Origin of the sequence: Caulobacter endophyticus, from assembly GCF_003116815.1 — a bacterium.
In the GTDB taxonomy this organism is placed as follows: domain Bacteria; phylum Pseudomonadota; class Alphaproteobacteria; order Caulobacterales; family Caulobacteraceae; genus Caulobacter; species Caulobacter endophyticus.
Genome location: NZ_QDKQ01000038.1, coordinates 1 through 24,123 on the forward strand (window position 1 = coordinate 1; position 24,123 = coordinate 24,123).

Here is a 24,123-nt window from a genome sequence, read left to right on the forward strand (position 1 = left end):
GGGCCAAGGCCATCAAGCCCTGGACCGACGCCTACAACCTCGTGCGTCCACACTCCGGCATCAAAGGCCTCACCCCTTGGCAGCGCGTGAACAACCTTCTTGGAAACGACACCTAGAGGCCCAGCGCTTCCCGCGCCGCCGCGATCGTCGCCGCGCGCACGTCTTCGGGATAGGGGACCCCCGCGCTGTGACCCCAGACCGGACCCGGCCAGGCCGGATCGCCGGCGCGGCGGCCCAGGACGTGGACATGCAGCTGCGGGGTGACGTTGCCCAGGGCCCCGAGGTTCAGCTTGTCGACCTTCAGGCCCAGCACCCTGGCCACCGCCCGCACGGCCGCGCCGGCGGCGACGGCTTCCTCGGTCAGGGCCGCCCGGCCCTCGACCGACAGGTCCTCGATCTCCACCAGGCCATTCGCGCGGGGGATCAGCACCAGCCACGGATAGCGGGCGTCGTCGTGCAGGCGCACATGGCACAGTTCAAGCTCGCCGATCGCATGGGAACTGGCTGGGAAGGCCGGATGAAGATCGAAGTCAGCCACGCTTGGGAACCCCCGCCCAATAGTCGAAGTCGAGGATCACCGCCGGGTCGTAGGCGCCGTCGCCGTCCTTGTCGGGGAAATCCGTACACGGCCTGTCCCTGGTGGCAACCAGCCGCAATCGCAGGGCGCCGAGCGTTCCCCCAGACCCAGGCAGGTCCGCCTTGTCGAGCACCTCGCTCCAGGCGAACATGGTCGAGCCGGCGAAGAACGGGGCCACGTGCCGGCCGCCGTTGATCCCCAGGATCAGCCCGGCGTTCTGCAGGCCGTTGAACGACAGGGCCTTGGCCGTCGAGATCACCACCCCGCCATAGACCAGGCGCCGGCCCGACGGGTCTTTCGCGCGCTCGAACTGGTTGAAGTGGACCTTGGCGGTGTTCTGCCACAGGCGGGTGGCCATCTGGGCCTCGGCCTCCTCCACCGCCATGCCGTCGACATGGTCGATCTTCTCGCCGACCGCATAGTCCTCGAAGGCGTGCGGCGCGCCGGCCAGGGCGAAGTCGTAGTCCGAGAAGTCCAGGCCCGGCGGAACAACCAGGTCTTCAGGCGAGACCGCCCTGGCCAGGTCCGGAACCGACTGTCCCTCGACCACGGCGGCCGGGTCGCGCTTTCGCACCATCACCCAGCGCACGTAACTCAGCACCGGCTCGCCGCGCTGGTTGGTTCCGGTGGTGCGCACATAGACGACGCCGGTCCTGCCGTTGGAGTTCTCCTTGACCCCGATCACCTCCGACGTCGCCGCCAGGGTGTCGCCGGCGAACACCGGCGCCAGGAAGCGGCCCTCGGCGTAGCCCAGGTTGGCCACCGCGTTCAGGCTGATGTCCGGTACGGTCTTGCCGAACACCACATGGAAGGCGACCAGCGGGTCGACCGGGGCGGCGGCCAGGCCGCTGGCGCGCGCGAACTCGTCCGACGAGAAGAGAGAAAATCGTGGTCCGTAAAGCGCCGTGTACAGCGCGACGTCGCCCGCGCTCACCGTGCGCGGCGTGGCGTGGACCAGCACCCGACCGACGTGGAAGTCCTCGAAAAAGCTCCCCGGATCGGTCTTGCTCACGGCGCCTCTCCTTGTGTTTGTTGTGATCGTTTTGCCGCAGCGCAGCGAAACGGGAAAGGGGGCTTGAGACTGAGCCGCGAGGGGCGTAGACCGCGCCCCGACATTTCCTGTCCACAGCCTGATGGAGACCCCATGGCTCGCGCGAAGATCGCCCTTATCGGCGCCGGCATGATCGGCGGCACCCTGGCCCACATCGCCGCTCGCGAAGAGCTGGGCGACGTGATCCTGTTCGACATCGCCGAAGGCACCCCGCAGGGCAAGGCGCTCGACATCGCCGAAGCCTCGGCCGTGTTCGGCAAGGACGTGGCCCTGAAGGGCGCCAACGACTACGCCGACATCGCCGGCGCCGACGTCTGCATCGTGACCGCCGGCGTGCCGCGCAAGCCGGGCATGAGCCGCGACGACCTGCTGGGCATCAACCTGAAGGTCATGAAGGCCGTCGGCGAAGGCATCAAGGCCCACGCCCCGAACGCCTTCGTCATCTGCATCACCAACCCGCTCGACGCGATGGTCTGGGCCCTGCAGCAGTTCTCGGGCCTGCCGAAGGAAAAGGTCATCGGCATGGCCGGCGTCCTGGACTCGGCGCGCTTCGCCTACTTCCTGGCCGAAAAGACTGGCGTGTCGGTCGAGGACATCCACGCCTGGACCCTGGGCGGCCACGGCGACGACATGGTCCCGATGGTCCGTCACTCGACCGTCGGCGGCCTGCCGCTGCCGGACGCCGTGAAGGCCGGCTTCCTGACCCAGGAAGAGCTGGACGCCATCGTCGAGCGCACCCGCAAGGGCGGCGGCGAGATCGTCGCCCTGCTGAAGACCGGCTCGGCCTTCTACGCCCCGGCTGAATCGGCCATCGCCATGGCCACGTCCTACCTGAAGGACAAGAAGCGCGTCCTGCCGTGCGCCACCTTCCTGAACGGCGAGTACGGCCTGTCGGGCCTGTACGTCGGCGTGCCGGTGGTCATCGGCGCCGCCGGCGCCGAGAAGATCGTCGAGTTCGAAACCAACGACGCCGAGAAGGCGATGTTCGCCAAGTCGGTGGAGTCGGTTCAGGGCCTGATGGAAGCCTGCAAGGCCATCGACCCGACCCTGGTCTAAGACCGGTTCGATTGCTCGATACGACGAAGGGCGGCCCCTCGCGGGGCCGCCCTTTTTCTTTTTCCCCTCTCCCGGAGGGGAGAGGGAGGGGCCCAAGCGTGGCTTGGGAGGGTGAGGGGTGACGGCGTCAACCGGCCTGCCGGCACGCCGTCAGGCCTCGTAACCCCTCATCCGGCGCTTCGCGCCACCTTCTCCCTCTGGGAGAAGGGGACCAGATCAGTGCGCCGCCTCGCCGGGCTCCTGCGAGATCTCCTCCAGCGTCTTGCCGACCTGCTTGGCGCCGTAGTCCTTGGCCACGTCGCCCAGCGACAGGATGCCGGTCAGGCGGCCGGTGTCGTTGAGCACCACCAGGCGGCGGACCTGGTTGTTGGCCATCTTGGCGGTGGCGTCGGCCAGGATGTCGTCTTCCTTCACCGACAGCACTTCGCCGTCGCTCATCACTTCGGAGACAGGGCTGTCGAAGCTGCGGCCCTCGGCGACCACGCGCAGGACGATGTCGCGGTCGGTGACCAGGCCCAGCACCTTGCCGTCGTCGACGATCGGCACCACGCCGCTGTCGACCTTGGCCATAACCTCGGCGACCTTGCGGATGCTGTCGCTGGGACGGGCGACCGAGACCTGGCTGGTCATGGCGTCGCTGACTTTCATGGGTCTTCCTCCTGAGGGGGGAGTGGAATTGGACCCGCTAGAAACCCCGCGACGCCTAAGACTGTTCCGCTTGGCCGTCGGTGATGACCGCATGGCGACCCTCGGCGCAGAGCCCAGGAAGGCGCCCACCAGGAACCTCCCCCTGTTCCTGGTTATGGGGATAGAGCAGCGTGGATCCCCGGCGTTCGCCGAAAAGTTCTGAAGGTGATCAATCACTTGCAACTTTCTCAGTCTCGCCAATCAGACGCGCTGAAACCCGCCGCATAATCATTGGGTCCCGTCGCAGGGAGAGGGCGCAAGGATCCGGCCCGAAGCGTGCGACGTGGATGCGATCGAGCGGGGCTGAAGGAGCGGCGTGAGCCGGGCCTGAAGGCTTAAATGAGGATGGGGGACGTAAACCCATCCATCGGGAGCTTGCCTGACTAGGCTCCCGCCCGTCCAAGGGTTCGCGCCGCCATGCACGCCTGGCCGCCAAGAAACGGGGCGCACTGCATGGGGAAGGGGCACAGGGCGGAAGAGGCCCGCGCGCCTCGGCCTGAGGACAAACGATCGCGCGGGGCGTTCAAGCTTCGTCGAAACGGTACTTCAAACTCACACATCCGGGCGAAGCCCGGACGCCCCGCGCCCTCTCCACAAGCTCAGCGCAATCGCGCGAGAGGCGGAAGTCGCGCGCCCAAGATCCTCCCCCTGAAGGGGGAGGTGGCCCGAAGGGCCGGAGGGGGAAGTGACTGATGAGGTCAGTGCTCCCCCACGCCAGCAATCCCTTCCCCCTCAGTCGCTCCGCGACAGCTCCCCCTTCAGGGGGAGCATTTGATTGGCGAGGCGCCGGACAAGATCCTCCCCCTCTGGGGGAGGTGGCTCGGAGGGCCGGAGGGGGGCCGTTTTCAGCCGCCGCGACGTCGGAAAGTCATCACCCACTCCCCCACCGATCGCTCCGTGACGCCACAGGGCTGCGCTTGCCGCCGAACCACCCTACATCCAGCCCGCAAGCCTCACCGGAGCCCCCATGACCATCACCGCCCACCGCGTCAGCGTTCCCGTCTTCGTCCAGGGGCTGAAGGGCCTGTCGGGCGTGCTGGCCAAGGCCGCCGCCCACGTCGAGGAGCGCAAGCTCGACCCCGAGGCCCTGCTGAAGGCGCGGCTCTATCCCGACATGTTCCCGCTGATCCGCCAGGTGCAGATCGCCACCGACTTCGCCAAGGGCGCCAGCGCCCGCCTGGCCCAGGTCGAGGTTCCGGCCTGGGACGACAACGAGACCAGTTTCGAGGATCTGTCGGCCCGCGTCGATCGCGCTATCGCCTATGTCGAAGGCCTGGATCCGGCCGCCTTCGAGGGCGCCGAGGACCGCACCGTGGCCCTGACCCGTCGCGGCGAGACCACCGAGCACAACGCGCTCGACTACCTGACCACCCAGGCCCTGCCGAACTTCTACTTCCACCTGTCCACCGCCTACGCGATCCTGCGCGAGAACGGCGTCGTGCTGGGCAAGCGCGACTTCCTCGGCACGGCCTGAGGCCGACAAGGCGGCGGCCTCCTGCATCAGGGCCGCCGCCTGAACGCCCATACCAAGCCCGCCAGCGCGGTCAGCACCCCGCCCGCCGCCGACAGCACGACGGCCAGTTCCTTCAAAACCTCCGGTTCCATTCGCTCCACCCGTTACTCGCCCCGCATCGCGGTTACGGGTCAGCTTGGCGCAAGCCGACGTCGGGTTCGGACGTATGTTCTCTTTTTGTTCTCATTTGGCGAAGCGGCTCACGCCACCTCGCGGGTCGCCACGGCTTCGAGGCCCAGGATCGCGGCCTTGCGGGCCAGGCCCCAGTGATAGCCGGTGAGCCGGCCGTCCCTGGCGATGGCGCGGTGGCAGGGGATCAGCAGCGAGATCGGGTTGGCGCCGATGGCCCCGCCGGTGGCCTGGAAGGCCTTGGGCTTGCCGGCCCAGGCCGCGACCTGGCCGTAGGTGGCGGTTCCGCCGGCCGGGATGCGCAGCAGCGCCTTCCACACCTGCACCTGGTAGGGCGAGCCGATCAGCACCACGGGCAGGGGGCCTTCGCCGGCGCTGAACGCCTTCAGGGCCATGTCCTGCGCGGCCATGTCGTCGCGCACCCAGTCCGCGCCCGGCCAGCGGCGGTGCATGTCGGCGAAGCTGAAGTCGTCGTCGCCGTCCGAGAAGGCCAGTCCCGCCAGGCCGCGCTCGGCCAGCACGAACAGCCCGCGCCCGAACGGGGTGGGGGCCCAGCCCCAGCGCAGGGTCATGCCCGCCCCGCGCCGGCGCACGTCGCCCGGGGTGGCCGCCTCCTGGGCGATGAACAGGTCGTGCAGCCGCGAGGGTCCCGACAGGCCTGCGTCATAGGCCGCGTCGAGCACGCTGGCCCCGGCCTCCAGCGAGCGGCGGGCCTCGGCGTGGGCGATGGCGGCCACGAAGGTCTTAGGGCTCACCCCAGCCCAGCGGGTGAAGATCCGCTGGAAGTGGAACGGCGACAGGCCCACGGCGTCGGCGGCCTCGTCCAGCGACGGCCGGTCCATCCAGCGCTGGGCCAGCCAGTCCAGGGCCGTGGCCATGCGGTGGTAGTCGGCCGAGCGCTCGGCCAGGCGCGCCAGGATTTCGGACGCGGAAGGTTCGGACTGGACGAGATCGAGGGCCATCAGCGCACTCTACGCCGGCCGGGGCGGGGCGTCCGCCCGGTTCTTGCGCCGCCTGTTCTGGCTCAGGCGTGGCGTTCGGCCCGCGCCGCCTTGATCGCCCGCTCCAGCGCGCGGGCGAAAGCCACCCGCTCGTCGGGGCTGAGCGCCCGGGCCAGGGTCAGGCGGCGGCGCGACATGAACAGGCGCACGCGGCTCTCGTGCTCGCCTGGCTGGTCGAGGTCGACCCGGGTGAAGGCCGTGGGCGAGGTCCAGACCACCCTGGCGCCGCGTTCGTCCTCGCGGCTGACGACGATCGCCTCGGCCGTGACCTTCACCCGTTCCGAACGCGACAGGGCGCGGTTGCTGGCGCGCAGGGCCAGCCACAGGGCCAGGACGTCCAGGCCCAGGAACGGCAGCACCGGCGGCGCGCCGACCACCAGCAGGAACACCGCGACCATCAGGTTGAAGCCGATGGCCACGCCCAGCACCACGGCCATGCCGGCGCGGCTCAGCGACCGGTTGGGCCGGATGACGGCGTCCATGTAGAGGGCTGCGGCCATGCGAAAGCTCTACGCCCCTCGCGCCGCCTTGGCGAGCGGGCCGCATCACGGCATGGTCGCCGCCGATGGCCGCCCCCCAAAAGACCTCTAGATCCCTCGTCAAGAAACGCCCCGCCGGCAAGCGGATCACCGCCGCCGAGCGCGAGCGCGTGCGCATCCTGTTCGAGCGTTTCGAGAGCCTGGAACTGCGTCCCAAGACCGAGCTGAACTACTCAAACCCCTATGAGCTGGTCACCGCCGTCGCCCTGTCGGCCCAGGCTACCGACGTGCAGGTCAACAAGGCCACCGGCCCGCTGTTCCAGGTCGCCGACAGCGCCGAGAAGATGCTGGAGCTGGGCGAGGACGGCCTGATCTCCTACATTGCCTCGATCGGCCTCTTCCGCACCAAGGCCAAGAACGTCATCGCCGCCGCCCATATTCTGATGGAGCGCTACGGCGGGCAGGTGCCGCTCAATCGCGAGGCGCTGGAAAGCCTGCCGGGCGTGGGCCGCAAGACCGCCAGCGTGGTGCTGAACGAGCTGGACGTCGAGCCGGCCATCGCCGTCGACACCCACGTCTTCCGCGTCTCGCATCGCCTCAAGCTGTCGGCCGGCAAGACGCCCGACGCGGTCGAGGACGACCTGATGCGCGTGGTGCCCGGCCCTTACCAGACCCGCGCGCACCACTGGCTGATCCTGCACGGCCGCTATGTCTGCGTGGCGCGCAAGCCTAAGTGCGAGATCTGCAAGATCGCCGACCTCTGCCCGTCGCTGGGGCTGTTCTAGAGGCTCAGACCCGCGCGCCGGGCTTGAAGCGCGCGGCCATCGCCAGCATGGCCGCCACGCCGACGGCCATCAGCAGCCAGGCTGCCGAAAGGTCGGACGAGGCGTCGCGCACCCAGCCGGCGAAGAACGGCATGACGCTGGCCATGACGTAGCCGCCGCCCTGGACGAAGGCCATCAGGTCGCCGGCGCTTTCAGGATCGCTGGCGTGGTCCAGAGTGACGATCAGCGACAGCGGGAAGATCGCGCCGATGCCCGCGCCCAGCAGGCAGACGGTCGGCAGAACCAGCCACGGGGCCAGCAGCAGGCAGGCGATGCCGGCCAGCAGCGAGGCCAGGGCCGCCGCCAGCAGCGGACGGCGGTCGGGGCGGCGTGCGATGGCGGCCGAGACGGCAAGGCCCGCCAGGACCTCGCAGACGGTCAGGGCCGACAGGGCGTAGCCGGCCTGGTCGGCGGTCAGGCCCCGGCTGGCGTAGAACGGCGGGAACCAGGCCAGCACCAGGGTGTAGGCCCCGGTGCCGATGCCGAAGAAGGTCAGCAGCAGCCAGGCGCGCGGGTTCTTCCACAATGACGGGCGGCGCAGGACGACGGGACCGCCGGCCGGCGCGGCGGTCTCGCCCTTGGCGGCGCGCATCCACAGCAGCAGGGCCAGGATCGCGGGCGCGGCCCACAGGCCGAACATCACCTGCCAGCCGGCCAGACGGGTGAGGCCCGTGGCCATGGCGGCGGCCACGGCGGCGCCGGCCATGATGCCGGTGGTGTAGAGGCCCATCATCCGCGGCGCGCCGGCGCCGGAGGTCCGCTTGATGAAACCGGGCATCAGGGCTTGCACGGCCGCGACCCCGACGCCGACGACGGCGGCGCTGGCCAGCAGGCCCGCGGTGGTCGGCCAGATCGCGCGCAGGCCGCAGGCGACCGCGATGGCCAGGAGGCCCAGGGCCACGCCCATGCGCTCGCCCAGGCAGCGGCGCAGCGGCGCGGCCAGAAGGGCGCCCAGGCCCATCAGCAGGATCGGCAGGGTGGTCAAGAGGCCCGCCGCCGCCGAGGAGGCGCCGGTGGCGGCCTTCACCTGGTCGAGCACCGGTCCCAGCGCGGCCAGGGCCGGGCGCAGATTCAAGGCCGCCACGACGATCGCCGCGATGGTGAGCACGGCGCCGCTTTTGGCGGCACGGGCGGAAAGTGACGCGCTTTTACGCGCCTTGGCGTCTTCTTCGTAGGCGAGGACCACGATATATCTCGTCGCAAAGTATCTTGATGGCGAGATATATCCGATGGCGGCGAAAGCCAAGCGTCATGACCGCGCAGGTGCGGCCTCGATCCAGTGGCGGCGCGAGCGGCCGGACCTGGATCCGTTCCCGATGGAGCTGGTCGGCCGGCTCTGCGAGGTGGCCGAGATCGTGCTCAAGGACCGCTTGGCGCCGCTGTTTGCGGCCCACGGCCTGCAGCGAGGCGAGTTCGACGTGCTGGCCACCCTGCGACGGGCGGGGGAGCCCTACGCCCTGACCCCGACCGACCTCTACGAGACGGCCATGGTCTCATCGGGCGGCATGACCGCGCGGATAGACCGCCTGGAGAAGATGGATCTCGTCGAGCGCCGCCCGCATCCGTCCGATCGACGGGGCACGCTGGTGGCGCTGACGGAGGAGGGCAGGGGCCTGCTGGACAAGATCCTGCCCCTGCACATCGACAACGAGCGGGCGCTGCTGGCGTCCCTGGACGCCGACGAGCAGCAGGCGCTCAGCGGCTTGCTCGCCAAGCTGCTGGCGGGCCTGGAGCCGGCCTAGGGCGAAACCTCGCCCTTCGACAGGCTCAAGGTGAGGTTTTCCTCAGCCCGAAGCCTTGCCCTGGTCCTCATCCTGAGTTCGTCGAAGGACGAGGACCACGCAGGGGCGGCTGGGAGGGCGGAAGGCTTAAACCCCCAGTCCCAGGCCGCCGCGCGCTTTGGGCGGGTCGATGTGACCGGCCTCGCGGGTGCGGGTCCAGTTCAGCTTCTCGACGCCTTCACGGAAGGCGAAGCGCAGGATGTGGTCGGCGACCACCTGCTCCAGCCTGGCGAGGGCTTCGAGATCCCCGGCCTCGACGGTCATGTCCAGGCCTTCGGCGTCGGCGGTCATCCGGCACGGGCCCAGCGGCAGCGGGAAGAGGGCCGTCGTCTCGGTCAGTTCGACCTCGAACTTGTGGCCCCAGTGCTTGGCCAGCTGGGTCATGTAGCGAGCGGCCTTGTCGGTGACGAGGCGAGCGTGGCTCTGCATGATGGTGCTCCTCTGTTCCGGCCCGGTTCAGACAGCTTCGATCTGCGTTGCGGCGTCGTCCAAGGCCTTGGCGATGGCGGCGATCTGCTCGGAGCTTAGGCTTCCCGCGTGCAGTTTCAACCGCAGGGCCGTCTTCAGATTCTCGCGGGCCCGCAGGATCTGCGGCGCGAAGGCGGCGCTGCGCGAGGCGGCTTCGGCCATGCGCTCGAACAGGCCGCTCACCGGCTGGGCGTTGGTTTCCAGGAAGGCCTGGCCTTCGTCGGTGATCGTGTAGAGCTTCTTGCCGCCGCCGGCGTCGGTCGCGGCCACGTAGCCGAGTTCTTCCAGCAGGGTCAGGGTCGGGTAGATGACGCCGGGGCTAGGGCTGTAGGCGCCGCCGGCCGCGGTCTCGACCGCCTTGATCAGCTCGTAGCCGTGGCTGGGCTTGTCGGCGATCAGCTTCAGAACGACCAGGCGCAGGTCGCCATGGTCGAAGAAGCGGCCGCGCGGGCCGCCGCGGCCGAAGCCCCGTCCGCCCATGCCGCCGTGTTCGCGGCCGTCGAAGCCGAACGGATGGCGGCTGTGATGACCGCCGTGGCGGCCGTGGTGATGATGATGACGTCCAAACATGTGTGCTCTTTCGATGCAGTTTCGTTATATCGAAACGATAGATATATCGAAACCCGTCGGCGTCAAGAGCTATTTAGATATATCTGATGCTATCGGGATGCGACGGCCGCCGGAAAGGCCTGGGCGCACAGCTCCTCGCCAAAGGCGTCGCTGAGCTGTTCCTCGGCCTCGCCCATCTTGATGACCGCCAGGCGCGAGCCGACGATGGTCTTGCCGATGGCATAGTCGCCGACCGTCTTGCCGGTGCGCACGTCGACCAGCCGCGCCTGGCTGCGCAGCACGTTGGCGCCGCCGACCAGGGCGGTCATGGCCGGATTGGCCTTGTCGAAGCGATCCAGCTTCACCTCCAGCCGCAGCGGCCGCTGGCCCTTGGCGCAGCCGTCGAGCTTGGCCTGCACGCGTTGCTTGAACAGGGCGTCGAAGCCGTCGGTGACCTTAAGGTCGCCGCGCGTCAGCCGCACGTCGGCGACGCGGGCCTCTGTTTTCCAGTCCTTCGGCAGGTCCTCGACCGCGGCGCTGCGCGAAAGGCTGACACAGCCGGTCGCCATCGTCGCCAGGCCCAGCAGGGCCGCCATCTTCGCCACGTTCATCGCATCGTTCTCCCAATCCCCGGCCTCAACGCGCCGACAGGGAGAATGGTCGCAAAATCGCAGAACGACGGTATTGAAGGAAAGCGCTCAGGCCGCGCGCAGGGTCTCGGCCAGCAGGCGGCCCTCGGCGGCGCGGCTGGAGCCCGCCCGCCAGGCCACGACGATCTCGCGGCTGGACTGGGCGGTGGCCAGCGGGCGCACGGTCACCGGCGCGTTCTCGGCCAGGCCCGCCTGCACGGCCATGGCCGGCAGGAAGGATACGCCCAGCCCCGAGCCGATCATCTGCACCAGGGTCGGCAGCGAGGTCGCTGCGAAGCTCTCCTCCTCGCCCAGGCTCTTTGGCGGCTCCAGGCCGCAGGCGGCCAGGGCATGGTCGCGCAGGCAGTGGCCGTCCTCCAGCAGGATGACGTCCTGGCCGTCAAGGCTGGCCGGATCGACCCTGTCCTGCATGGCCATCGGATGGTTGGCGGGCGCGGCCGCCAGCAGCTCGTCGTGCTCCACATGGGCCCAGTCCAGGCCCGTCATGTCGTAGGGCAAGGCGATCAGGGCCGCGTCCAGCGAGCCGGCCTTCAGAGAGGCGATCAGCCGCTGGGTCAGGTCCTCGCGGAGGAACAGGCGCAGCTTGGGGAACTGGTCGCGCAGCAGCGGCAGGGCGCGCGGCAGCAGGTAGGGCGCTACGGTGGGGATCACCCCCAGCCGGAAGCGCCCGGCCAGCGGCTGGCCCGCCCCCCGCGCGGCCTGCACCAGGTCTTCGGTCTGGGCCAGGATCGAGGTGGCGCGGCGCACGGCCTCCTGGCCGGCGGCGGTCAGGATCACGCCCGAGCGGGCCCGGTCGACCACCGGCGCGCCGAGGATCTTCTCCAGTTCCTGGATCCCGGCCGACAGCGTGGGCTGGGTGACGTAGCAGGCCTCGGCCGCCCGGCTGAACGAGCCGTGCTCGGACAGGAGCTTCAGGTACTGCATCTGGCGAAGGGTCGGGAGCATGGGCCCGATATAGGCCGCCTCTATCGAAAATCCAAAAGCAATCGAGCAGGCCTCGATGGCGCCCGCGCTCTTGCCTCCGACCCTAGAGCGCCGCCTTCACCGCCGCCGCGAACGCCGCGCCGTGGTCGTGGGCGTGCTGCAGGAAGAGATCGGGCTCGATGATCTCCAGCTCCATCAGCTGCGGGGTGTGGTCGAGGCCCCGGATCAGGTCGATGCGGGCGTAGGTCAGCGGCTGGTCCAGCGCGTCCAGCACCATGCGGGCGGCATGCAGCGCCTCGGGCTCGGGCGCGATCTCGCTGACCTTGCCGCCGTACTGCGGCTGCACCCGGAAGTCGCCCGGCACGGCCACCTTCGTCACCGCGTGGCTGAAGGCGCCGTCGAAGAAGAACAGCGACAGCTCGCCCTCCTCGCCCACCGCCGGCAGGAACGGCTGGATCAGCGCCGGACCCGTCGGGGCGTGGGTCAGGTCCGGATCGCGGCCCAGTTTCACCGTCTGGTGCGAGCCGCCCGAGACCTGAGGCTTGGCGACGACCTGGTCGACCTGGAAGCGCTCGCGGGCCTCCGCGACGGCCTCGGGCGTCACCCTGTCCAGCGTGATGGTCGGCACGACCGGCGCGCCCTTGGCGGCCAGTTCCGACAGGTAGGTCTTGGCGGTGTTCCAGCGCAGCAGGCCCGGCGGATTGGCGGTGCGCATGCCGGCCGTTTCCAGGGCGTCCAGGCGGCGGTACCACTCCGGCTCGCGGTGGTGATAGCCCCAGCTGAGCAGCGGCAGAACGATCCCCTGCTCGCCGGCCGAGACCGGGTCGGTCCATGCGCGCGAGGCCACGGTCAGGCCAAGCGCCCGCAGCGGCGCGGCCAGGCGCTCGAACAGGGGCGGCCAGCTCTGCGCGAAGCGCGGCTCGTCGGCGGCGGGAACCAGGATCAGGACGTCGGGCCGGTGCGTGCTCATGCCCCTGGCGGTAGACCCGCGGCGCGCCAGCGGCAAGGCCTGCGTTGCCAGCGCCCTCCCCTTCCTTTACTTGCGGTCGGTCAATCCTCCCGGAACACACGAGCCGCCATGACCGCCCTCTACGACGTCGCCGCCATCGGTAACGCCATCGTCGACGTGATCGCCCAGTGCGACGACGCCTTCCTCGACGCCCAAGGGCTGGTCAAGGGCTCGATGGCCCTGATCGACACAACGCGCGCGGCCAGCCTGTACGACGCCATGGCGGCCGGCATCGAGGCCTCGGGCGGCAGCGCCGCCAACACCCTGGCCGGCGTGGCCAGCTTCGGCGGCAAGGCCGCCTTTATCGGCAAGGTCGCCGACGACCAGCTGGGCCGGGTGTTCACCCATGACATGCGCGCCATCGGCGGCGTCTTCACCACCCCGCCGCTGGCCGAAGGCCCGGCCACCGCCCAGTGCCTGATCAACGTCACCCCCGACGCCCAGCGCACCATGTCGACCTATCTGGGCGCCTGCGTCGAGCTGACCGCCGCCGACGTCGACCAAGCCATCATCGAGGGCGCCCAGTACGCCTATCTCGAGGGCTACCTGTTCGACCCGCTGGAAGCCCGCCGCGCCTTCGCCAAGGCCGCCGCCCTGTCGCACGGCGCCGGGCGCAAGATCGCCATCACCCTGTCGGACAGCTTCGTTGTCGACCGTCACCGCGAGGCCCTGCTGGGCTTCGTCGAGACCCAGTGCGACATCGTCTTCGCCAACGCCTCGGAAGTCTGCGCCCTGTTCCAGACCGACGACTTCGACGCCGCCGTCAAGGAACTGTCCAAGCGCGTCGAGATCGCCGCCGTCACCCGGAGCGAGAAGGGCTCGGTGGTCGCCTCCGGCGAGCGCTTCCACGAAATCTCGGCCTTCCCCGTGGAAAAAGTCGTGGACACGACGGGCGCGGGCGACCAATACGCCGCAGGTTTCCTCTACGGCCTCTCCCAGGGGCGCTCGCTGGCCGACTGCGGCAAGCTGGGCTCGCTGGCCGCCGCCGAGGTCATCGCCCACTACGGTCCGCGTCCGCAGGTCAAGCTGCGCGACCTGGCCGCCCAGAACGGACTCTAACATCCCTGGTCCCCGACCGGACCTTCAAGGACGAAGCATGGCCCGCACCGCTGAAGTGGTCCGCGAGACGAAGGAGACCCAGATCCGGGTCTGGATCGATCTTGACGGGACCGGCGCCTCGACGATCTCCACCGGCATTGGTTTCTACGACCATATGCTGGAGAGCTTCGCGCGCCACGGCGGCTTCGACCTGAAGATCGAGACCAAGGGCGACCTGCACATCGACATGCACCACACGGTGGAAGACACCGGCATCGTGCTGGGTCAGGCGATCAACAAGGCGCTGGATGGCTTCAAGGGCATCCGGCGCTTTGGCCATGCCTATATCCCGATGGACGAGACGCTGACGCGTTGCGCCATCGACCTGTCCAATCGCCCGTATCTGATCTGGAAGGTCGAGTTCAAGCGCCCCAAGGTCGGCGAGATGGACACCGAACTCTTCAAGGAGTTCCACCACGCCTTCGCCATGAACTGCGGCGCCTGCGTGCATCTGGAAACGCTCTACGGCGACAACACCCACCACGTGGCGGAAAGCGGCTTCAAGGCCCTTGCCCGCGCCCTGCGCCAGGCGGTGGAGTTCGATCCGAAGACCGGCGGCCTCGCGCCGTCGACCAAGGGCGTGCTGTAGGCTCCATGCAAACTCTCGCCCTGATCGACTACGGGTCGGGCAACCTGCGATCTGCGGAAAAGGCCTTGAACGAGGCCGCCCGCCGACGTGGCGTCGCCGCCGATATCGTCGTCACCGCCGATCCCGCCATCGTGGCCAAGGCCGACCGGGTGTTCCTGCCCGGCGTCGGCGCCTTCGCCTCGTGCCGTGCGGGCCTCGACGCCTCGGGCGTGTTCGAGGCCATGAACGAGGCCGTGCACGGGCGCGGCGCGCCGTTCATGGGCATCTGCGTCGGCCACCAGCTGCTGGCCACGGAAGGTCTGGAGTTCGGCGTCACGCCGGGTCTCGACTGGATCGGCGGCCAGGTGAAGAAGCTTGCCCCGTCCGACCCGTCGCTGACCATCCCGCACATGGGCTGGAACGCGATCGCCTTCTCGCGCGCTCACGCCCTGTTCCAGGGCATCGAGGACGGCGCCCACATGTACTACGCCAATTCATTCGCGCTCGACGCGGCCGATCGCGCCGACATCGTGGCGACCAGCGATCACGGCGGCGCGTTCGTCGCGGCTGTGGCCAAGGGGAATGTCGCGGGCGTACAATTCCACCCTGAAAAATCACAAGCCGCGGGGCTTACCCTGCTCGCCAACTTCCTGGAATGGCGCCCATGATCCTCTATCCCGCCATCGACCTGAAGGATGGCCAGTGCGTGCGCCTGCTGCACGGCGACATGGACAAGGCCACGGTCTTCAACAACAGCCCGGCCGACCAGGCCCAGCGCTTCGTCAAGGACGGCTTCTCGTGGCTGCACGTCGTTGACCTGAACGGCGCCATCGAGGGCAAGTCGGTCAACACCGCCGCCGTGCAGTCGATCCTGGAGTCGATCTCGATCCCGGTGCAGCTGGGCGGCGGCATCCGCACGCTCGAAGGCATCGAAGCCTGGATCGAGGCCGGCGTGTCGCGCGTCATCCTCGGCACCGTCGCCGTCCACGACCCGGAACTGGTCCGCAAGGCCGCCCGCCTGTGGCCCGAGCAGATCGCCGTGGCCGTCGACGTGCGTGACGGCAAGGTCGCCATCGACGGCTGGACCGGTCTGTCCGACATCGACGCCATCACGCTTGGCAAGCGCTTCGAGGACGTGGGCGTGGCCGCCCTGATCGTCACCGACATCAGCCGCGACGGCGCCCTCACCGGCGTCAATGTCGAGGGCGTGGGCGAACTGGCCGACGCCGTCTCGATTCCCGTGATCGCCTCGGGCGGCGTTGCGGCGGTGGCCGACATCGAGCGCCTGAAGGCTCGCAAGGGCGTCGAGATCGCCGGCGCCATCCTGGGCCGCTCGCTCTACGCCGGCACGATCAAGCCGGCCGAAGCGCTGGTCGCGGCGGCCGCCTGATGCTGAAGACCCGGATCATCCCTTGCCTCGACGTCAAGGACGGCCGGGTCGTCAAGGGCGTCAACTTCGTCGACCTGCGCGACGCCGGTGATCCGGTCGAACAGGCCGCCGCCTATGACGCGGCCGGCGCCGACGAGCTGATGTTCCTCGACATCACCGCGTCCAGCGAGGGCCGCGGCCTGATCCTGGACGTGATCTCGCGCACCGCCGAGGTCTGCTTCATGCCCGTCTCGGTGGGCGGCGGCGTGCGCCAGGTGGCCGACATGCGCCGCCTGCTGCTGGCCGGGGCCGACAAGGTCTCGACCAACACCGCCGCCGTCGAGAACCCCGACCTGATCGCCGCCGGCGCCGATGCTTTCGGGGCCCAGTGCGTGGTGGTGGCCATCGACGCCAAGGCCCGCCCCGACGGCTCGGGCTGGAACGTCTGGACCTATGGCGGCCGCAAGGACACCGGCCTCGACGTCGTCGACTGGGCCGCCAAGGTGGTCGAGCGCGGCGCGGGCGAGATCCTGCTGACCTCGATGGACCGCGACGGCGCCAAGATCGGCTACGACATCCCCCTCCTCCAGGCGGTGACGGGCGCGGTCAACGTGCCGGTGATCGCCTCGGGCGGCGCGGGCAAGACCGAACATCTGGTGGAAGCCGCCCGCGACGGCCACGCCGCCGCCGTTCTGGCCGCCTCGATCTTCCACTTCGGCGAGATCTCGATCGGTGAGGCCAAGTCCGCCATGGCCGCCGCCGGCGTGCCGGTGCGCCTGGATCCCGCGAAGGCCGTCGCATGAGCCGCCTGTTCGAGGTCCTCGAGCGCCTGGCCGCCACGGTCGAGAGCCGCAAGGGCGGCGATCCGTGCGCGTCCTACACCGCCAAGCTGCTGAGCGATCCGGCCCTGGCCGCCAAGAAGCTGGGCGAGGAAGCTGTCGAGACGGTCATCGCCGCCGTGGCGCAGGGTCCGGAAGCGCTGGCGTCCGAGAGCGCAGACCTGCTCTATCACTGGCTGGCCCTGATGGCCGCGACAGGCGTGTCGCTGGACGCCGTGGCCGAGAAGCTGGAGGCCCGCGAGGGAACGTCCGGCCACGCCGAGAAGGCTTCGCGGGGCGGCTGATCCTGATCCCCTCTCCCAAAGGGAGAGGGAGGGGCCCGCCGCGAAGCGGTGGGAGGGTGAGGGGTTACGAGGTCGGACGGCGTGCCGGCGCTCCGTCAAACGCCGTAACCCCTCACCCCAACCCTCTCCCTATGGGAGAGGGAGCATTCCGAACTACCCCTTCCGCTTCAGCGCCACGTAGAGCGCCCCCTCGCCGCCGTGCCGCTGGTCGGCGGTCGAGACCCCCGCGATTATCTCGCGCAGCGCCGGATCGGCCAGCCATTCGGGGGTGCGCTGGCGCAGGACGCCGTGGCCGACCTTGCCCTTGCCGGTGATCACCAGCACCGCGCGGTGACCCTCGTCCCAGGCGCGGCTGATGAAGCGCTCCAGCGTGGCGCGGGCCTGGTCCTGGTCGAGGCCGTGCATGTCCAGCCGCGCGCCGATCGGGTCATGGGCCTTGACGATGCGGCGGCGACGGTTGGGCTCGATGCCCTCGGGCGGCGGCTTGGGCGCGGGCTTGGGCTTGAGGGCCGGAATCTCGTTGGGATCGATGCGCAGCGGGGCCACCGAGGCCAGGTGCGTGGGCGGCTCGACGTCGGCGGCATGGGCCAGCAGGTCGGCTTTGCCGGGACGGATGCGGGCCTTGTCGCGCATCTTCAGCGCCTTTTCGGGCGCGCGACCCGTCACCGTCGAGGCCACCAGTCGCCAGAGGCGCTGGCCATCGTCTTCCGGCGGCCGCCGCTTGCTCATCGGATCAGGGCTGGAGCTGGGGGACCAGCCGCCACAGGCGCAGGTCGTGGCGCACGCGGCCGGCCTCGGTTCCGGCCGTCTGGCCGGTTCCCATATAGAGGTCGGCGCGCACCTGGCCCTTGATCGCCCCGCCGGTGTCCAGCGCCACCACGGCGCGGCGATAGGTCGGGAAGGCGCCGGCCAGCTTGGGAGCGCTGGCGTCGATCCAGAAGAGGCCGCCCATGGCGTGCTGGCTGGGGTCGACGGCGATGGCGCGGCCGGCCGGCAGCGGCACGTTGGCCGCGCCCGTGGCCTGGCGGCCGTCGTCCGGCAGGGTCTGGAAGAACACGTAGCGCGGGTTCAGCTGCATGATCCCGTCGGCCCTGGGCCCGCGATTGGCCGCCAGCCAGCTACGGATCGCCTCGCCCGAGGTGTTGCCGTCGGCCAGCAGGCCCTGGTCGCGCATGACGGTGGCGATGCCGACGAAGGTCTTGCCGTTGTGGGCGGCGAAGGCGGCGCGCACGCGGCGGCCGTCCGGCAGGGTCAGCATGCCCGACCCCTGGATCTGCAGGAAGAACAGGTCCTCGGGCCGCATCCAGGCCAGGGGGCGATCCAGCGGCGAGGCCTCGATGGCGGCGCGGTCGTCATAGGGCACGAAGCCGCCGCCAGCGACGCGGCCGACCACGGTCTTGCCCTTCAAGCTCGGGTCGAAGGCGCCGAGATCGAGCATGGCCAAGTCGGCCGGCCGACCGCGCATCGGCGCGCTGAATTCGGCCGACCGCGACATCCGCGCCTCGTATTCGGGGGCGAAATAGGCGGTCAGCAGGCCCTGGCCGGGGACGACCTCGGGGCGGAAGTTGGTTTCCAGGAACTGGCGGGCCCGTGCGTCGTCCACGGGACCGGCGGTCTTGGCCCGGCGGCAGACCTCGGCCGTGGCCGGGTCCTTGGCGACGCCGCAGGTCTCGCGGAAGGCCTGCAGGGCGGCGGCGTGGTCTTCCTCGTTCCAGCCCTGCAGCGCCGAGAAGCTGGCCGGCGACGGGGTGGCTGGGGTCGTGGGGCGCGGCGGCGCCGGGTCGGTCGGCGGCGCCGGCGTGGTCGGCGTGACCGGAGGCGGCGGCGCGGTCGTCGTACAGGCGGCCAGCACCAGGGCGGCCGCCGCGATCGTCAGGACGGAACGCAGCATCAGGCTTCGGCGACCGCGACGCGCACCAGGGTCCAGTTGGGGTCGCGGCTCTTGAGGTCGCGCTCGAAGGTCCACAGGTCGGCCGTGCGGCGGTCGTCGACCGCCTCGCCGGCGGCGCTGGTCGAGCGCGTGCGCACCTCGGCCAGGATCCGCACCACGGCGCGGGCGGTGTCGCCCTGCACCTCGGCGCTGTCGAGATCCATGCGGGGGGCGGCCAGCAGTTCGACGCTCTCGGTGCGTCCTTCGGCCTCGCGAGCGGCCATGGCGCCTTCGAAATTGGCCATCACGTCGGCGGCCAGCAGCGGCTTCAGGGTTTCGCGATCACCCGCGGCGAAGGCCTTGAGGATCATCTCGTAGGCGTAGCGGGCGCCCGACAGGAAGCGGGCCGGGTCGAAGTCGGGCTGGCGCGCGCGCAGGGCGGCCAGGCCGGTGGCGTTGACCGGAATCGCCGTCTCGGCGTTCTCGGGCTGGCGGGCTCCGGCCGGTGCGGCCACGGGGGCGGGCGTATCCTCGGGCTGACGCCCCACCCGGCGACCGAGAGTGGCGTAGAGCTGGTAGAGGACGACGGCGGCGAGCACCGCGAAGACGATCAGTTCAAGCACGACAAGTTCCGCATCGGGGCCGTCGATTGAGACGACAGCCTTCCTATATAGGCCAAGCGACCGCCCGCGTCAGGCGCCTGACGTTGCACGGCGTTCTCCCGCATGTTAGCAGCGCCGCTCACGCCTAACGGCCGATATGCCGCGCCGAGTATGGAAAAACCCTTCATGACCGATACCAACGGCGCTCCGCCCGCCGCCCAGGACGACAACGAAGCGGCCGCCACTGGCATCCGCATCGTCGCCCAGTTCGTTCGCGACCTCTCGTTCGAAAACCCGCTGGCGCCGGACTCGCTCCGCGCGGCCGCCGAACAACCGGCGATCGACATGGGCGTCGAGATGAACGCCCGCGGCCGCAACGACGGCCTGTTCGAGGTGGACCTGAAGCTGTCGGCCCGCGCCACGCGCGGCGACCAGGCCGTGTTCCACGTCGAAGTCGTCTATGGCGGCCTGTTCCACATCGCCGGCGTGCCGGAAGAGGCCCTCGAGCAGGTGCTGCTGATCGAGTGCCCGCGCTTCCTGTTCCCGTTCGCCCGTCGCCTGATCGCCGACGTCACCAGCGAAGGCGGCTTCCCGCCCTTCCTGATCGACCCGATCGACTTCGCCGGCGTCTACGCCGCGCGCAAGGCCCAGGCCGAAGGCGCGACGATCGGCAACGCCTGATCCCAGGTCGACCACCCGAAAACGAAGAAGGCCCGGGGCAGCGATGCCCCGGGCCTTTCTTTTTGTTCTTCCGGGCTGGCTAAGGCTGCAGCCGGTAGCCGCCCGCCTCGGTGATCAGGATCCGCGCCGTGGCCGGATCGGGCTCGATCTTCTGGCGCAGGCGATAGACGTGGGTCTCCAGCGTGTGGGTGGTGACGCCGGCGTTGTAGCCCCAGACCTCGGTCAGCAGCTCCTCGCGCGACACCGGCTTGGAGCCGGCGCGGTAGAGGTACTTGAGGATGTTGGTTTCCTTCTCGGTCAGCCGCACCTTCTTCTGCTTGTCGTCGACGAGCAGCTTGGCCGAGGGGCGGAACTCGTAGGGACCGATGCGGAACAGCGCGTCTTCCGAGGCCTCGTAGCTGCGCAGCTGGGCACGGATGCGGGCCAGCAGCACGCCGAAGCGGAAGGGCTTGGTGACGTAGTCGTTGGCGCCCGATTCCAGGCCCAGGATCGTGTCGCTGTCGCTGGCGGCGGCCGTGAGCATGATCACCGGCGCGGTGACGCCGTTCTTGCGCATCAGCCGGCAGGCCTCGCGGCCGTCCATGTCGGGCAGGTCGACGTCGAGCAGGATCAGGTCCGGCTTGATCTCGCGGGCCTGGCGCACGCCCTCGCCCGCGGTCGGGCACTCAGCCACGGCGAATTCCTCGTGCAGGGCCAGCTGTTCGGCCAAGGCGCCGCGCAGGTCGTCGTCGTCGTCGATGAGAAGCAGGGTCTTGCGTTGCGCCATGAGGCGGAACATGACCGCTACGAGGCCCGGCGCCAAGGGGCGCGGCTTGCGGGAGCGGGGTTTGCGATGATCTTCCAGGCGCATTCTGACGGAACCATCGACCTGGGCGACGGCCGGATCGTGCGCTGCGCCCTGGGCAAGGCCGGCGTCGTCGCCGCCGCCGACAAGCGCGAGGGCGACAACCGGAGCCCTCTGGGGGCCTGGGCGATCCGCCAGGTGCTCTATCGCCCCGAGGTCTATCCGAACGGGCCGAAGACGGCCCTGCCGACCGCTCCGATCGCCCCCGACGACGGCTGGTGCGACGCCCCGGGCGATGCGAACTACAATCGCCCCGTGAAGCTGCCCTATCCGGCCAGCGCCGAGCGCATGTGGCGCGACGACGGCGTCTACGACCTCGTCGGGATCCTGGCCCACAACGACGACCCGCCGGTCCCGGGTCTGGGCTCGGCGATCTTTTTGCACCTGGCGCGGGAGGGCTATCCCGGCACCGAGGGCTGCGTGGCCTTGGCGCGGGCCGATATCGAGGCCCTGCTGGAGAAGGCCCGGCCCGGGGATGCGATCGGGATCGCCGAGGTCTGACTTTCTCCCGACCTCCAAGATGCTCCCCCTGAAGGGGGAGCTGTCGCGAAGCGACTGAGGGGGAAGTATCCGCTTACCTCGGTGACGGCTTGAAAGTCATCAGGACCTTCCCCCTCCGGCCCTCCGGGCCACCTCCCCCTTCAGGGGGAGGATCTTGGGGCGCCCTCTCAAGCGGCTACCGCGCCCCGAACAGCGCCGAGCCCACCCTCACCGAGGTCGCGCCGCACGCGATGGCCGTCTCGAAGTCGTCGCTCATGCCCATCGACAACCTCGCCACGCCATTGCGGGCGGCGATATCGGCCAGCAGGCGGAAGTGCGGCGCGGGGTCCTTGTCGGCGGGCGGGATGCACATCAGGCCCTCGATGGTCAGGCCGTAGGTTCCCCGGCACGTCGCCACGAAGGCGTCGGCCTCGCCCGGCGTCACCCCGGCCTTCTGGGGCTCCTCGCCCGTATTGACCTGGACGTAGAGGCGCGGAGCCTTCCCCAGCGCCTGGATCTCGTCGGCCAGCACCCTGGCCAGCTTCTCGCGGTCGAGGGTCTCGATCACGTCGAAGAGGCCCGCCGCGTCGCGAGCCTTGTTGGTCTGCAGCGGCCCGATCAGCCGCAGTTCGATCTGCTCGCGCAGCGGCGTCCAGCGCTCCTTGGCTTCCTGCACGCGGTTCTCGCCGAAAACCCGCTGGCCTGCGTCGAACACAGGGGCGATATGCTCCCAGGGCTGCAGCTTCGACACCGCCACCAGCTGGACGGCGTCGGCGGGGCGGCCGGCGGCCTCCACGGCGGCGGCGATGCGGGAACGGATGGAGTTCAGGGCTTCGGACATGGCGAACCAGGAAACAGGCAGTCTGGAAGCCCTCTCTAGAACGGCCGCGCGGCTTCGCCCATGGGCCTTTCCGGGCGAACCCCTGCCGCGCCTGCTGTTTTTCACCGATCCGGTCCGGGTTCCCGATCCCGAAGCTGTCGCCGAGCGCCTGCCGGCCGGCGCGGGGATCGTCTACCGCCCCTTCGATGCGCGCGATGCGGTCGAGCGCGGCCTGCGCCTGGCGCGGATCGCTCACCGTCGCGGCCTGCTGCTGCTGGCGGGCGCAGATCCGCTCCTGGCCGAGGCGATCGGCGCGGGCGGCGTCCACCTGCCCCAGCGCCTGGCGCCCGGCGCGCCCGGCATTCGCAGCGCCCACTCCTCATGGCGGATCACGGCGGCGGCGCACGATGAAGAGGCGGTGCGGGCGGCGGAAGTCGCCGGAGTCGAGGCGGTGGTCGTCTCGCCGGCTTTTCCCAGCAGCAGCCCCTCGGCCGGCGCGCCGCTGGGCGTGGCGGGGCTGGCCGCGATCACGGCGGGCGCCGCCCTGCCCGTCTACGCCTTGGGCGGCGTCAACGCGAAAACCGCCGACGCGCTGATCGGCGCGGGCGTCTATGGCCTGGCGGGGATCGAGGGGTTCGGCGCCTGAGCCCGAGGATCAGAACTTGAACGCCGTTTCCAGCTTCACGCGCGGGGCGGGCTCGCGGGTTTCGTTCTTGCGGGCGGCGGCGACCGGATTGTTCTCGCCCAGGGCCACGGCGCCGCCGACGCGGATCGACGGGGTGACCTTGTAGTAGGCCCCGGCCTGGACGTCCTTCAGCTCCATCTCGCGGCCAACCGGCTGGTCGAGGTCGAGCTTGAGGCCCCACTTGCCCTTGCGGGCGTCGAATTCGAGGGTCTTCTTGGGGTTCTGCGGGCTGAACGGCGCGCCCTGTGAGGCGGTGAAGTCGTTCTTGACGGTGAAGTCGGCGGTGGCCGGCGCGGTGCGTGTCTTGGTCTGGGCGTGAGCCATCGAGGCCGATCCGGTAAGGATCAGCGCGGCGGCGCCCGCCAAGACGAAATGCGTCGCGACCTTCGTCACTCGACACCTATTCCCCAAAATATCCCCTGCCCGAACCTGATATAGGTACGGACACCCTGAAAGCCGAATAAAGGCCTTGGTGCAACGCGGTCAACAGGGCTTGGATCACGCTGATCGTCGCAGGTTACGATTCAAGCGGCGCCTGTGGCGGTCATGTCACGCGATTCCTGTTTTGACGCAGCGCGGCCATGCTATAGACGCGTTCCGGCTGCGGGGGCGCGCCTGGGCTGCGCGCACGCGCCGGCAGATTTTTGGAGCGAGGTACTATGGCGTTTGAGCGTGGGTCCATGTTGCGCGGCGTCGCCGCCGGCGTGCTGGCGCTGTCGGTTCTCGGCGTGGGCGCGTGCAGCAGCAACAAGCCGCCCAAGACCTTCACCAGCCAGAGCGAAGAGCCCGGTTTCCGACCCTTCGGCCTGTTCAAGAAGGCCCCGAAGGCGGCCGCGAGCGAAGGTTCGATCGGCGTCAACGGCTTCCTGTGGCGCGCGTCGCTGGACACCCTGGCCTTCATGCCGCTGGCCTCGGCCGACCCGTACGGCGGCGTGATCGTCACCGACTGGTACATCAACCCGGAAAAGCCGGACGAGCGCTTCAAGGCCACCGTCTACATCCTCGATACGCGCCTGCGCGCCGACGGCCTGAACGTCACGATCTTCAAGCAGGCCAAGGACGCCTCGGGCGCCTGGGCCGACGTGGCCGCCTCCGATCAGACGGCGACCGACATCGAGAACGCCATCCTGACCCGCGCGCGTCAGCTTCGCCTCTCGAACATCCGGAACTAAGGGCTCCAGTCCCGTAGGATCCGCGCGGGAGCCCCTCGTCTGGCGACAAGGGGCTCCCGTTCGCATATTTAGACGCGCCCCGGCCGCGAAACCGCTTATGCATTGCGGAACGC

At 69.7% G+C, this 24,123-nt stretch carries 31 protein-coding genes and 2 pseudogenes; 15 read left to right on the forward strand and 18 right to left on the reverse strand.

Going from position 1 to position 24,123, the window contains the following annotated elements; translation table 11 throughout:
* A pseudogene (locus tag DDF67_RS26475) lies at positions 1–116 on the forward strand (IS481 family transposase); the annotation flags it as partial.
* On the opposite strand, the gene DDF67_RS11380 reads toward DDF67_RS26475, so the two are convergent.
* Both DDF67_RS11380 and DDF67_RS11385 read right to left on the reverse strand, forming a co-directional pair.
* Positions 113–538, reverse strand: a complete 426-nt coding sequence (locus DDF67_RS11380) for an HIT domain-containing protein (RefSeq protein WP_109101020.1) — start codon at positions 536–538, stop codon at positions 113–115. The pseudogene DDF67_RS26475 and the gene DDF67_RS11380 overlap by 4 nt on opposite strands.
* Complete coding sequence (locus DDF67_RS11385) at positions 531–1,589, reverse strand: MaoC family dehydratase (protein ID WP_109101021.1); 1,059 nt, start codon at positions 1,587–1,589, stop codon at positions 531–533. The genes DDF67_RS11380 and DDF67_RS11385 overlap by 8 nt, the downstream gene beginning before the upstream one ends.
* A gap of 132 nt (positions 1,590–1,721) precedes the next feature.
* Here DDF67_RS11385 and mdh point away from each other — a divergent pair, with 132 nt between their 5' ends.
* A complete protein-coding gene (mdh, locus tag DDF67_RS11390) occupies positions 1,722–2,684 on the forward strand; it encodes a malate dehydrogenase (RefSeq protein WP_109101022.1) in 963 nt (320 codons plus the stop codon).
* 216 nt (positions 2,685–2,900) lie between these two features.
* Here the strand turns inward: mdh and DDF67_RS11395 are convergent, their stop codons facing one another.
* Positions 2,901–3,332, reverse strand: coding sequence for a CBS domain-containing protein (locus DDF67_RS11395; protein ID WP_109101023.1), 432 nt, complete (start codon positions 3,330–3,332; stop codon positions 2,901–2,903).
* A 1,006-nt stretch (positions 3,333–4,338) separates the two neighbouring features.
* Between DDF67_RS11395 and DDF67_RS11405 the strand changes: the two genes are divergently transcribed.
* Positions 4,339–4,845 carry a DUF1993 domain-containing protein gene (locus DDF67_RS11405; RefSeq protein WP_109101025.1) on the forward strand — a complete coding sequence of 169 codons (507 nt, stop codon included), beginning with the start codon at positions 4,339–4,341 and terminating at the stop codon, positions 4,843–4,845.
* Positions 4,846–5,084: 239 nt separating this feature from the next.
* Here the strand turns inward: DDF67_RS11405 and DDF67_RS11410 are convergent, their stop codons facing one another.
* Positions 5,085–5,975, reverse strand: a complete 891-nt coding sequence (locus tag DDF67_RS11410; protein WP_109101026.1) for a methylated-DNA--[protein]-cysteine S-methyltransferase — start codon at positions 5,973–5,975, stop codon at positions 5,085–5,087.
* Positions 5,976–6,037: 62 nt separating this feature from the next.
* Positions 6,038–6,514 carry a DUF2244 domain-containing protein gene (locus tag DDF67_RS11415; protein ID WP_109101027.1) on the reverse strand — a complete coding sequence of 159 codons (477 nt, stop codon included), beginning with the start codon at positions 6,512–6,514 and terminating at the stop codon, positions 6,038–6,040.
* A gap of 65 nt (positions 6,515–6,579) precedes the next feature.
* Between DDF67_RS11415 and nth the strand changes: the two genes are divergently transcribed.
* On the forward strand, positions 6,580–7,278 hold the full coding sequence (nth, locus tag DDF67_RS11420) for an endonuclease III (RefSeq protein WP_109101028.1): 699 nt from the start codon (positions 6,580–6,582) through the stop codon (positions 7,276–7,278).
* Positions 7,279–7,282: 4 nt separating this feature from the next.
* Here nth and DDF67_RS11425 read toward each other — a convergent pair whose 3' ends face one another.
* Entirely contained in the window at positions 7,283–8,425 is a 1,143-nt protein-coding gene (locus DDF67_RS11425; RefSeq protein ID WP_199229212.1) for an MFS transporter, read from the reverse strand.
* A 121-nt stretch (positions 8,426–8,546) separates the two neighbouring features.
* Here DDF67_RS11425 and DDF67_RS11430 point away from each other — a divergent pair, with 121 nt between their 5' ends.
* Positions 8,547–9,059 (forward strand): MarR family winged helix-turn-helix transcriptional regulator, encoded by a 513-nt coding sequence (locus tag DDF67_RS11430; RefSeq protein WP_109101029.1) that lies wholly within the window; start codon positions 8,547–8,549, stop codon positions 9,057–9,059.
* Between the two features lie 126 nt (positions 9,060–9,185).
* Here DDF67_RS11430 and DDF67_RS11435 read toward each other — a convergent pair whose 3' ends face one another.
* From DDF67_RS11435 to DDF67_RS11455, 5 genes are all read right to left on the reverse strand, one after another.
* Complete coding sequence (locus DDF67_RS11435; protein WP_109101030.1) at positions 9,186–9,527, reverse strand: DUF2218 domain-containing protein; 342 nt, start codon at positions 9,525–9,527, stop codon at positions 9,186–9,188.
* Between the two features lie 27 nt (positions 9,528–9,554).
* Positions 9,555–10,136 carry a PadR family transcriptional regulator gene (locus tag DDF67_RS11440; protein WP_109101031.1) on the reverse strand — a complete coding sequence of 194 codons (582 nt, stop codon included), beginning with the start codon at positions 10,134–10,136 and terminating at the stop codon, positions 9,555–9,557.
* Between the two features lie 89 nt (positions 10,137–10,225).
* Positions 10,226–10,726, reverse strand: coding sequence for a hypothetical protein (locus tag DDF67_RS11445; protein WP_109101032.1), 501 nt, complete (start codon positions 10,724–10,726; stop codon positions 10,226–10,228).
* Between the two features lie 87 nt (positions 10,727–10,813).
* Positions 10,814–11,710: a hydrogen peroxide-inducible genes activator gene (locus DDF67_RS11450; RefSeq protein ID WP_109101033.1), complete on the reverse strand. Its 897-nt coding sequence runs from the start codon at positions 11,708–11,710 to the stop codon at positions 10,814–10,816.
* 82 nt (positions 11,711–11,792) lie between these two features.
* Positions 11,793–12,659: an ATP-grasp domain-containing protein gene (locus DDF67_RS11455; protein WP_109101034.1), complete on the reverse strand. Its 867-nt coding sequence runs from the start codon at positions 12,657–12,659 to the stop codon at positions 11,793–11,795.
* Positions 12,660–12,767: 108 nt separating this feature from the next.
* Between DDF67_RS11455 and DDF67_RS11460 the strand changes: the two genes are divergently transcribed.
* The 6 genes from DDF67_RS11460 to DDF67_RS11485 are packed head-to-tail and all read left to right on the forward strand — an operon-like array spanning position 12,768 to position 16,856.
* The gene (locus DDF67_RS11460) at positions 12,768–13,757 is read left to right on the forward strand and encodes an adenosine kinase (RefSeq protein ID WP_109101035.1); all 990 of its coding nucleotides are present in this window, start codon (positions 12,768–12,770) and stop codon (positions 13,755–13,757) included.
* Positions 13,758–13,794: 37 nt separating this feature from the next.
* Positions 13,795–14,385 carry an imidazoleglycerol-phosphate dehydratase HisB gene (hisB, locus tag DDF67_RS11465; RefSeq protein WP_109101036.1) on the forward strand — a complete coding sequence of 197 codons (591 nt, stop codon included), beginning with the start codon at positions 13,795–13,797 and terminating at the stop codon, positions 14,383–14,385.
* 5 nt (positions 14,386–14,390) lie between these two features.
* Positions 14,391–15,032: an imidazole glycerol phosphate synthase subunit HisH gene (hisH, locus tag DDF67_RS11470; RefSeq protein WP_109101037.1), complete on the forward strand. Its 642-nt coding sequence runs from the start codon at positions 14,391–14,393 to the stop codon at positions 15,030–15,032.
* Positions 15,020–15,754: a 1-(5-phosphoribosyl)-5-[(5-phosphoribosylamino)methylideneamino]imidazole-4-carboxamide isomerase gene (gene hisA / locus DDF67_RS11475; protein WP_161934944.1), complete on the forward strand. Its 735-nt coding sequence runs from the start codon at positions 15,020–15,022 to the stop codon at positions 15,752–15,754. Before hisH ends, hisA begins: the two co-directional genes overlap by 13 nt.
* On the forward strand, positions 15,754–16,536 hold the full coding sequence (gene hisF, locus DDF67_RS11480) for an imidazole glycerol phosphate synthase subunit HisF (RefSeq protein ID WP_109101038.1): 783 nt from the start codon (positions 15,754–15,756) through the stop codon (positions 16,534–16,536). The genes hisA and hisF overlap by 1 nt, the downstream gene beginning before the upstream one ends.
* A complete protein-coding gene (locus DDF67_RS11485; protein ID WP_109101039.1) occupies positions 16,533–16,856 on the forward strand; it encodes a phosphoribosyl-ATP diphosphatase in 324 nt (107 codons plus the stop codon). The genes hisF and DDF67_RS11485 overlap by 4 nt, the downstream gene beginning before the upstream one ends.
* 8 nt (positions 16,857–16,864) lie before the next feature.
* Here the strand turns inward: DDF67_RS11485 and DDF67_RS26035 are convergent.
* The 4 genes and pseudogenes from DDF67_RS26035 to timA all read right to left on the reverse strand — a co-directional run.
* Positions 16,865–16,972, reverse strand: a pseudogene (locus DDF67_RS26035) (hypothetical protein); the annotation flags it as partial.
* A 37-nt stretch (positions 16,973–17,009) separates the two neighbouring features.
* Complete coding sequence (locus tag DDF67_RS11490; RefSeq protein ID WP_109101040.1) at positions 17,010–17,585, reverse strand: Smr/MutS family protein; 576 nt, start codon at positions 17,583–17,585, stop codon at positions 17,010–17,012.
* A 4-nt stretch (positions 17,586–17,589) separates the two neighbouring features.
* Entirely contained in the window at positions 17,590–18,747 is a 1,158-nt protein-coding gene (gene mltA / locus DDF67_RS11495) for a murein transglycosylase A (protein WP_109101041.1), read from the reverse strand.
* On the reverse strand, positions 18,747–19,349 hold the full coding sequence (gene timA / locus DDF67_RS11500) for a TIM44-related membrane protein TimA (RefSeq protein ID WP_109101042.1): 603 nt from the start codon (positions 19,347–19,349) through the stop codon (positions 18,747–18,749). Before timA ends, mltA begins: the two co-directional genes overlap by 1 nt.
* A gap of 165 nt (positions 19,350–19,514) precedes the next feature.
* On the opposite strand from timA, the gene secB reads away from it, so the two are divergent.
* On the forward strand, positions 19,515–20,009 hold the full coding sequence (secB, locus tag DDF67_RS11505; RefSeq protein ID WP_109101043.1) for a protein-export chaperone SecB: 495 nt from the start codon (positions 19,515–19,517) through the stop codon (positions 20,007–20,009).
* Between the two features lie 79 nt (positions 20,010–20,088).
* Here secB and DDF67_RS11510 read toward each other — a convergent pair whose 3' ends face one another.
* The gene (locus tag DDF67_RS11510) at positions 20,089–20,775 is read right to left on the reverse strand and encodes a response regulator transcription factor (RefSeq protein WP_058347127.1); all 687 of its coding nucleotides are present in this window, start codon (positions 20,773–20,775) and stop codon (positions 20,089–20,091) included.
* A 66-nt stretch (positions 20,776–20,841) separates the two neighbouring features.
* Here DDF67_RS11510 and DDF67_RS11515 point away from each other — a divergent pair, with 66 nt between their 5' ends.
* Positions 20,842–21,354, forward strand: coding sequence for a L,D-transpeptidase family protein (locus DDF67_RS11515; RefSeq protein WP_109101044.1), 513 nt, complete (start codon positions 20,842–20,844; stop codon positions 21,352–21,354).
* A 175-nt stretch (positions 21,355–21,529) separates the two neighbouring features.
* Here the strand turns inward: DDF67_RS11515 and DDF67_RS11520 are convergent, their stop codons facing one another.
* On the reverse strand, positions 21,530–22,174 hold the full coding sequence (locus DDF67_RS11520; RefSeq protein ID WP_109101045.1) for a YggS family pyridoxal phosphate-dependent enzyme: 645 nt from the start codon (positions 22,172–22,174) through the stop codon (positions 21,530–21,532).
* Here DDF67_RS11520 and DDF67_RS11525 point away from each other — a divergent pair.
* Positions 22,173–22,799, forward strand: a complete 627-nt coding sequence (locus tag DDF67_RS11525) for a thiamine phosphate synthase (protein ID WP_109101046.1) — start codon at positions 22,173–22,175, stop codon at positions 22,797–22,799. The two genes, DDF67_RS11520 and DDF67_RS11525, sit on opposite strands and share 2 nt — an antisense overlap.
* 9 nt (positions 22,800–22,808) lie before the next feature.
* On the opposite strand, the gene DDF67_RS11530 is transcribed toward DDF67_RS11525, so the two are convergent.
* Positions 22,809–23,231 (reverse strand): NtrZ family periplasmic regulatory protein, encoded by a 423-nt coding sequence (locus DDF67_RS11530; RefSeq protein ID WP_199229213.1) that lies wholly within the window; start codon positions 23,229–23,231, stop codon positions 22,809–22,811.
* Positions 23,232–23,482: 251 nt separating this feature from the next.
* Here DDF67_RS11530 and DDF67_RS11535 point away from each other — a divergent pair, with 251 nt between their 5' ends.
* Entirely contained in the window at positions 23,483–24,010 is a 528-nt protein-coding gene (locus DDF67_RS11535; RefSeq protein WP_109101047.1) for a DUF3576 domain-containing protein, read from the forward strand.
* Positions 24,011–24,123: the final 113 nt, after the last annotated feature.

Excerpts from the sequence above, each read along its gene's own strand:
- mdh (WP_109101022.1), top strand. The coding sequence starts at position 1,722 with ATGGCTCGCGCGAAGATCGCCCTTATCGGCGCCGGCATGATCGGCGGC.
- DDF67_RS11435 (WP_109101030.1), bottom strand. The coding sequence starts at position 9,527 with ATGCAGAGCCACGCTCGCCTCGTCACCGACAAGGCCGCTCGCTACATG.
- nth (WP_109101028.1), top strand. The coding sequence starts at position 6,580 with ATGGCCGCCCCCCAAAAGACCTCTAGATCCCTCGTCAAGAAACGCCCC.
- hisB (WP_109101036.1), top strand. The coding sequence starts at position 13,795 with ATGGCCCGCACCGCTGAAGTGGTCCGCGAGACGAAGGAGACCCAGATC.
- DDF67_RS11455 (WP_109101034.1), bottom strand. The coding sequence starts at position 12,659 with ATGAGCACGCACCGGCCCGACGTCCTGATCCTGGTTCCCGCCGCCGAC.
- hisF (WP_109101038.1), top strand. The coding sequence starts at position 15,754 with ATGCTGAAGACCCGGATCATCCCTTGCCTCGACGTCAAGGACGGCCGG.
- mltA (WP_109101041.1), bottom strand. The coding sequence starts at position 18,747 with ATGCTGCGTTCCGTCCTGACGATCGCGGCGGCCGCCCTGGTGCTGGCC.
- DDF67_RS11445 (WP_109101032.1), bottom strand. The coding sequence starts at position 10,726 with ATGAACGTGGCGAAGATGGCGGCCCTGCTGGGCCTGGCGACGATGGCG.
- DDF67_RS11515 (WP_109101044.1), top strand. The coding sequence starts at position 20,842 with ATGATCTTCCAGGCGCATTCTGACGGAACCATCGACCTGGGCGACGGC.
- hisA (WP_161934944.1), top strand. The coding sequence starts at position 15,020 with ATGGCGCCCATGATCCTCTATCCCGCCATCGACCTGAAGGATGGCCAG.
- DDF67_RS11460 (WP_109101035.1), top strand. The coding sequence starts at position 12,768 with ATGACCGCCCTCTACGACGTCGCCGCCATCGGTAACGCCATCGTCGAC.
- DDF67_RS11405 (WP_109101025.1), top strand. The coding sequence starts at position 4,339 with ATGACCATCACCGCCCACCGCGTCAGCGTTCCCGTCTTCGTCCAGGGG.
- DDF67_RS11440 (WP_109101031.1), bottom strand. The coding sequence starts at position 10,136 with ATGTTTGGACGTCATCATCATCACCACGGCCGCCACGGCGGTCATCAC.
- DDF67_RS11520 (WP_109101045.1), bottom strand. The coding sequence starts at position 22,174 with ATGTCCGAAGCCCTGAACTCCATCCGTTCCCGCATCGCCGCCGCCGTG.
- DDF67_RS11485 (WP_109101039.1), top strand. The coding sequence starts at position 16,533 with ATGAGCCGCCTGTTCGAGGTCCTCGAGCGCCTGGCCGCCACGGTCGAG.
- secB (WP_109101043.1), top strand. The coding sequence starts at position 19,515 with ATGACCGATACCAACGGCGCTCCGCCCGCCGCCCAGGACGACAACGAA.
- hisH (WP_109101037.1), top strand. The coding sequence starts at position 14,391 with ATGCAAACTCTCGCCCTGATCGACTACGGGTCGGGCAACCTGCGATCT.
- DDF67_RS11410 (WP_109101026.1), bottom strand. The coding sequence starts at position 5,975 with ATGGCCCTCGATCTCGTCCAGTCCGAACCTTCCGCGTCCGAAATCCTG.
- DDF67_RS11430 (WP_109101029.1), top strand. The coding sequence starts at position 8,547 with ATGGCGGCGAAAGCCAAGCGTCATGACCGCGCAGGTGCGGCCTCGATC.
- DDF67_RS11510 (WP_058347127.1), bottom strand. The coding sequence starts at position 20,775 with ATGGCGCAACGCAAGACCCTGCTTCTCATCGACGACGACGACGACCTG.
- DDF67_RS11395 (WP_109101023.1), bottom strand. The coding sequence starts at position 3,332 with ATGAAAGTCAGCGACGCCATGACCAGCCAGGTCTCGGTCGCCCGTCCC.
- DDF67_RS11525 (WP_109101046.1), top strand. The coding sequence starts at position 22,173 with ATGGCGAACCAGGAAACAGGCAGTCTGGAAGCCCTCTCTAGAACGGCC.
- DDF67_RS11490 (WP_109101040.1), bottom strand. The coding sequence starts at position 17,585 with ATGAGCAAGCGGCGGCCGCCGGAAGACGATGGCCAGCGCCTCTGGCGA.
- DDF67_RS11450 (WP_109101033.1), bottom strand. The coding sequence starts at position 11,710 with ATGCTCCCGACCCTTCGCCAGATGCAGTACCTGAAGCTCCTGTCCGAG.
- DDF67_RS11415 (WP_109101027.1), bottom strand. The coding sequence starts at position 6,514 with ATGGCCGCAGCCCTCTACATGGACGCCGTCATCCGGCCCAACCGGTCG.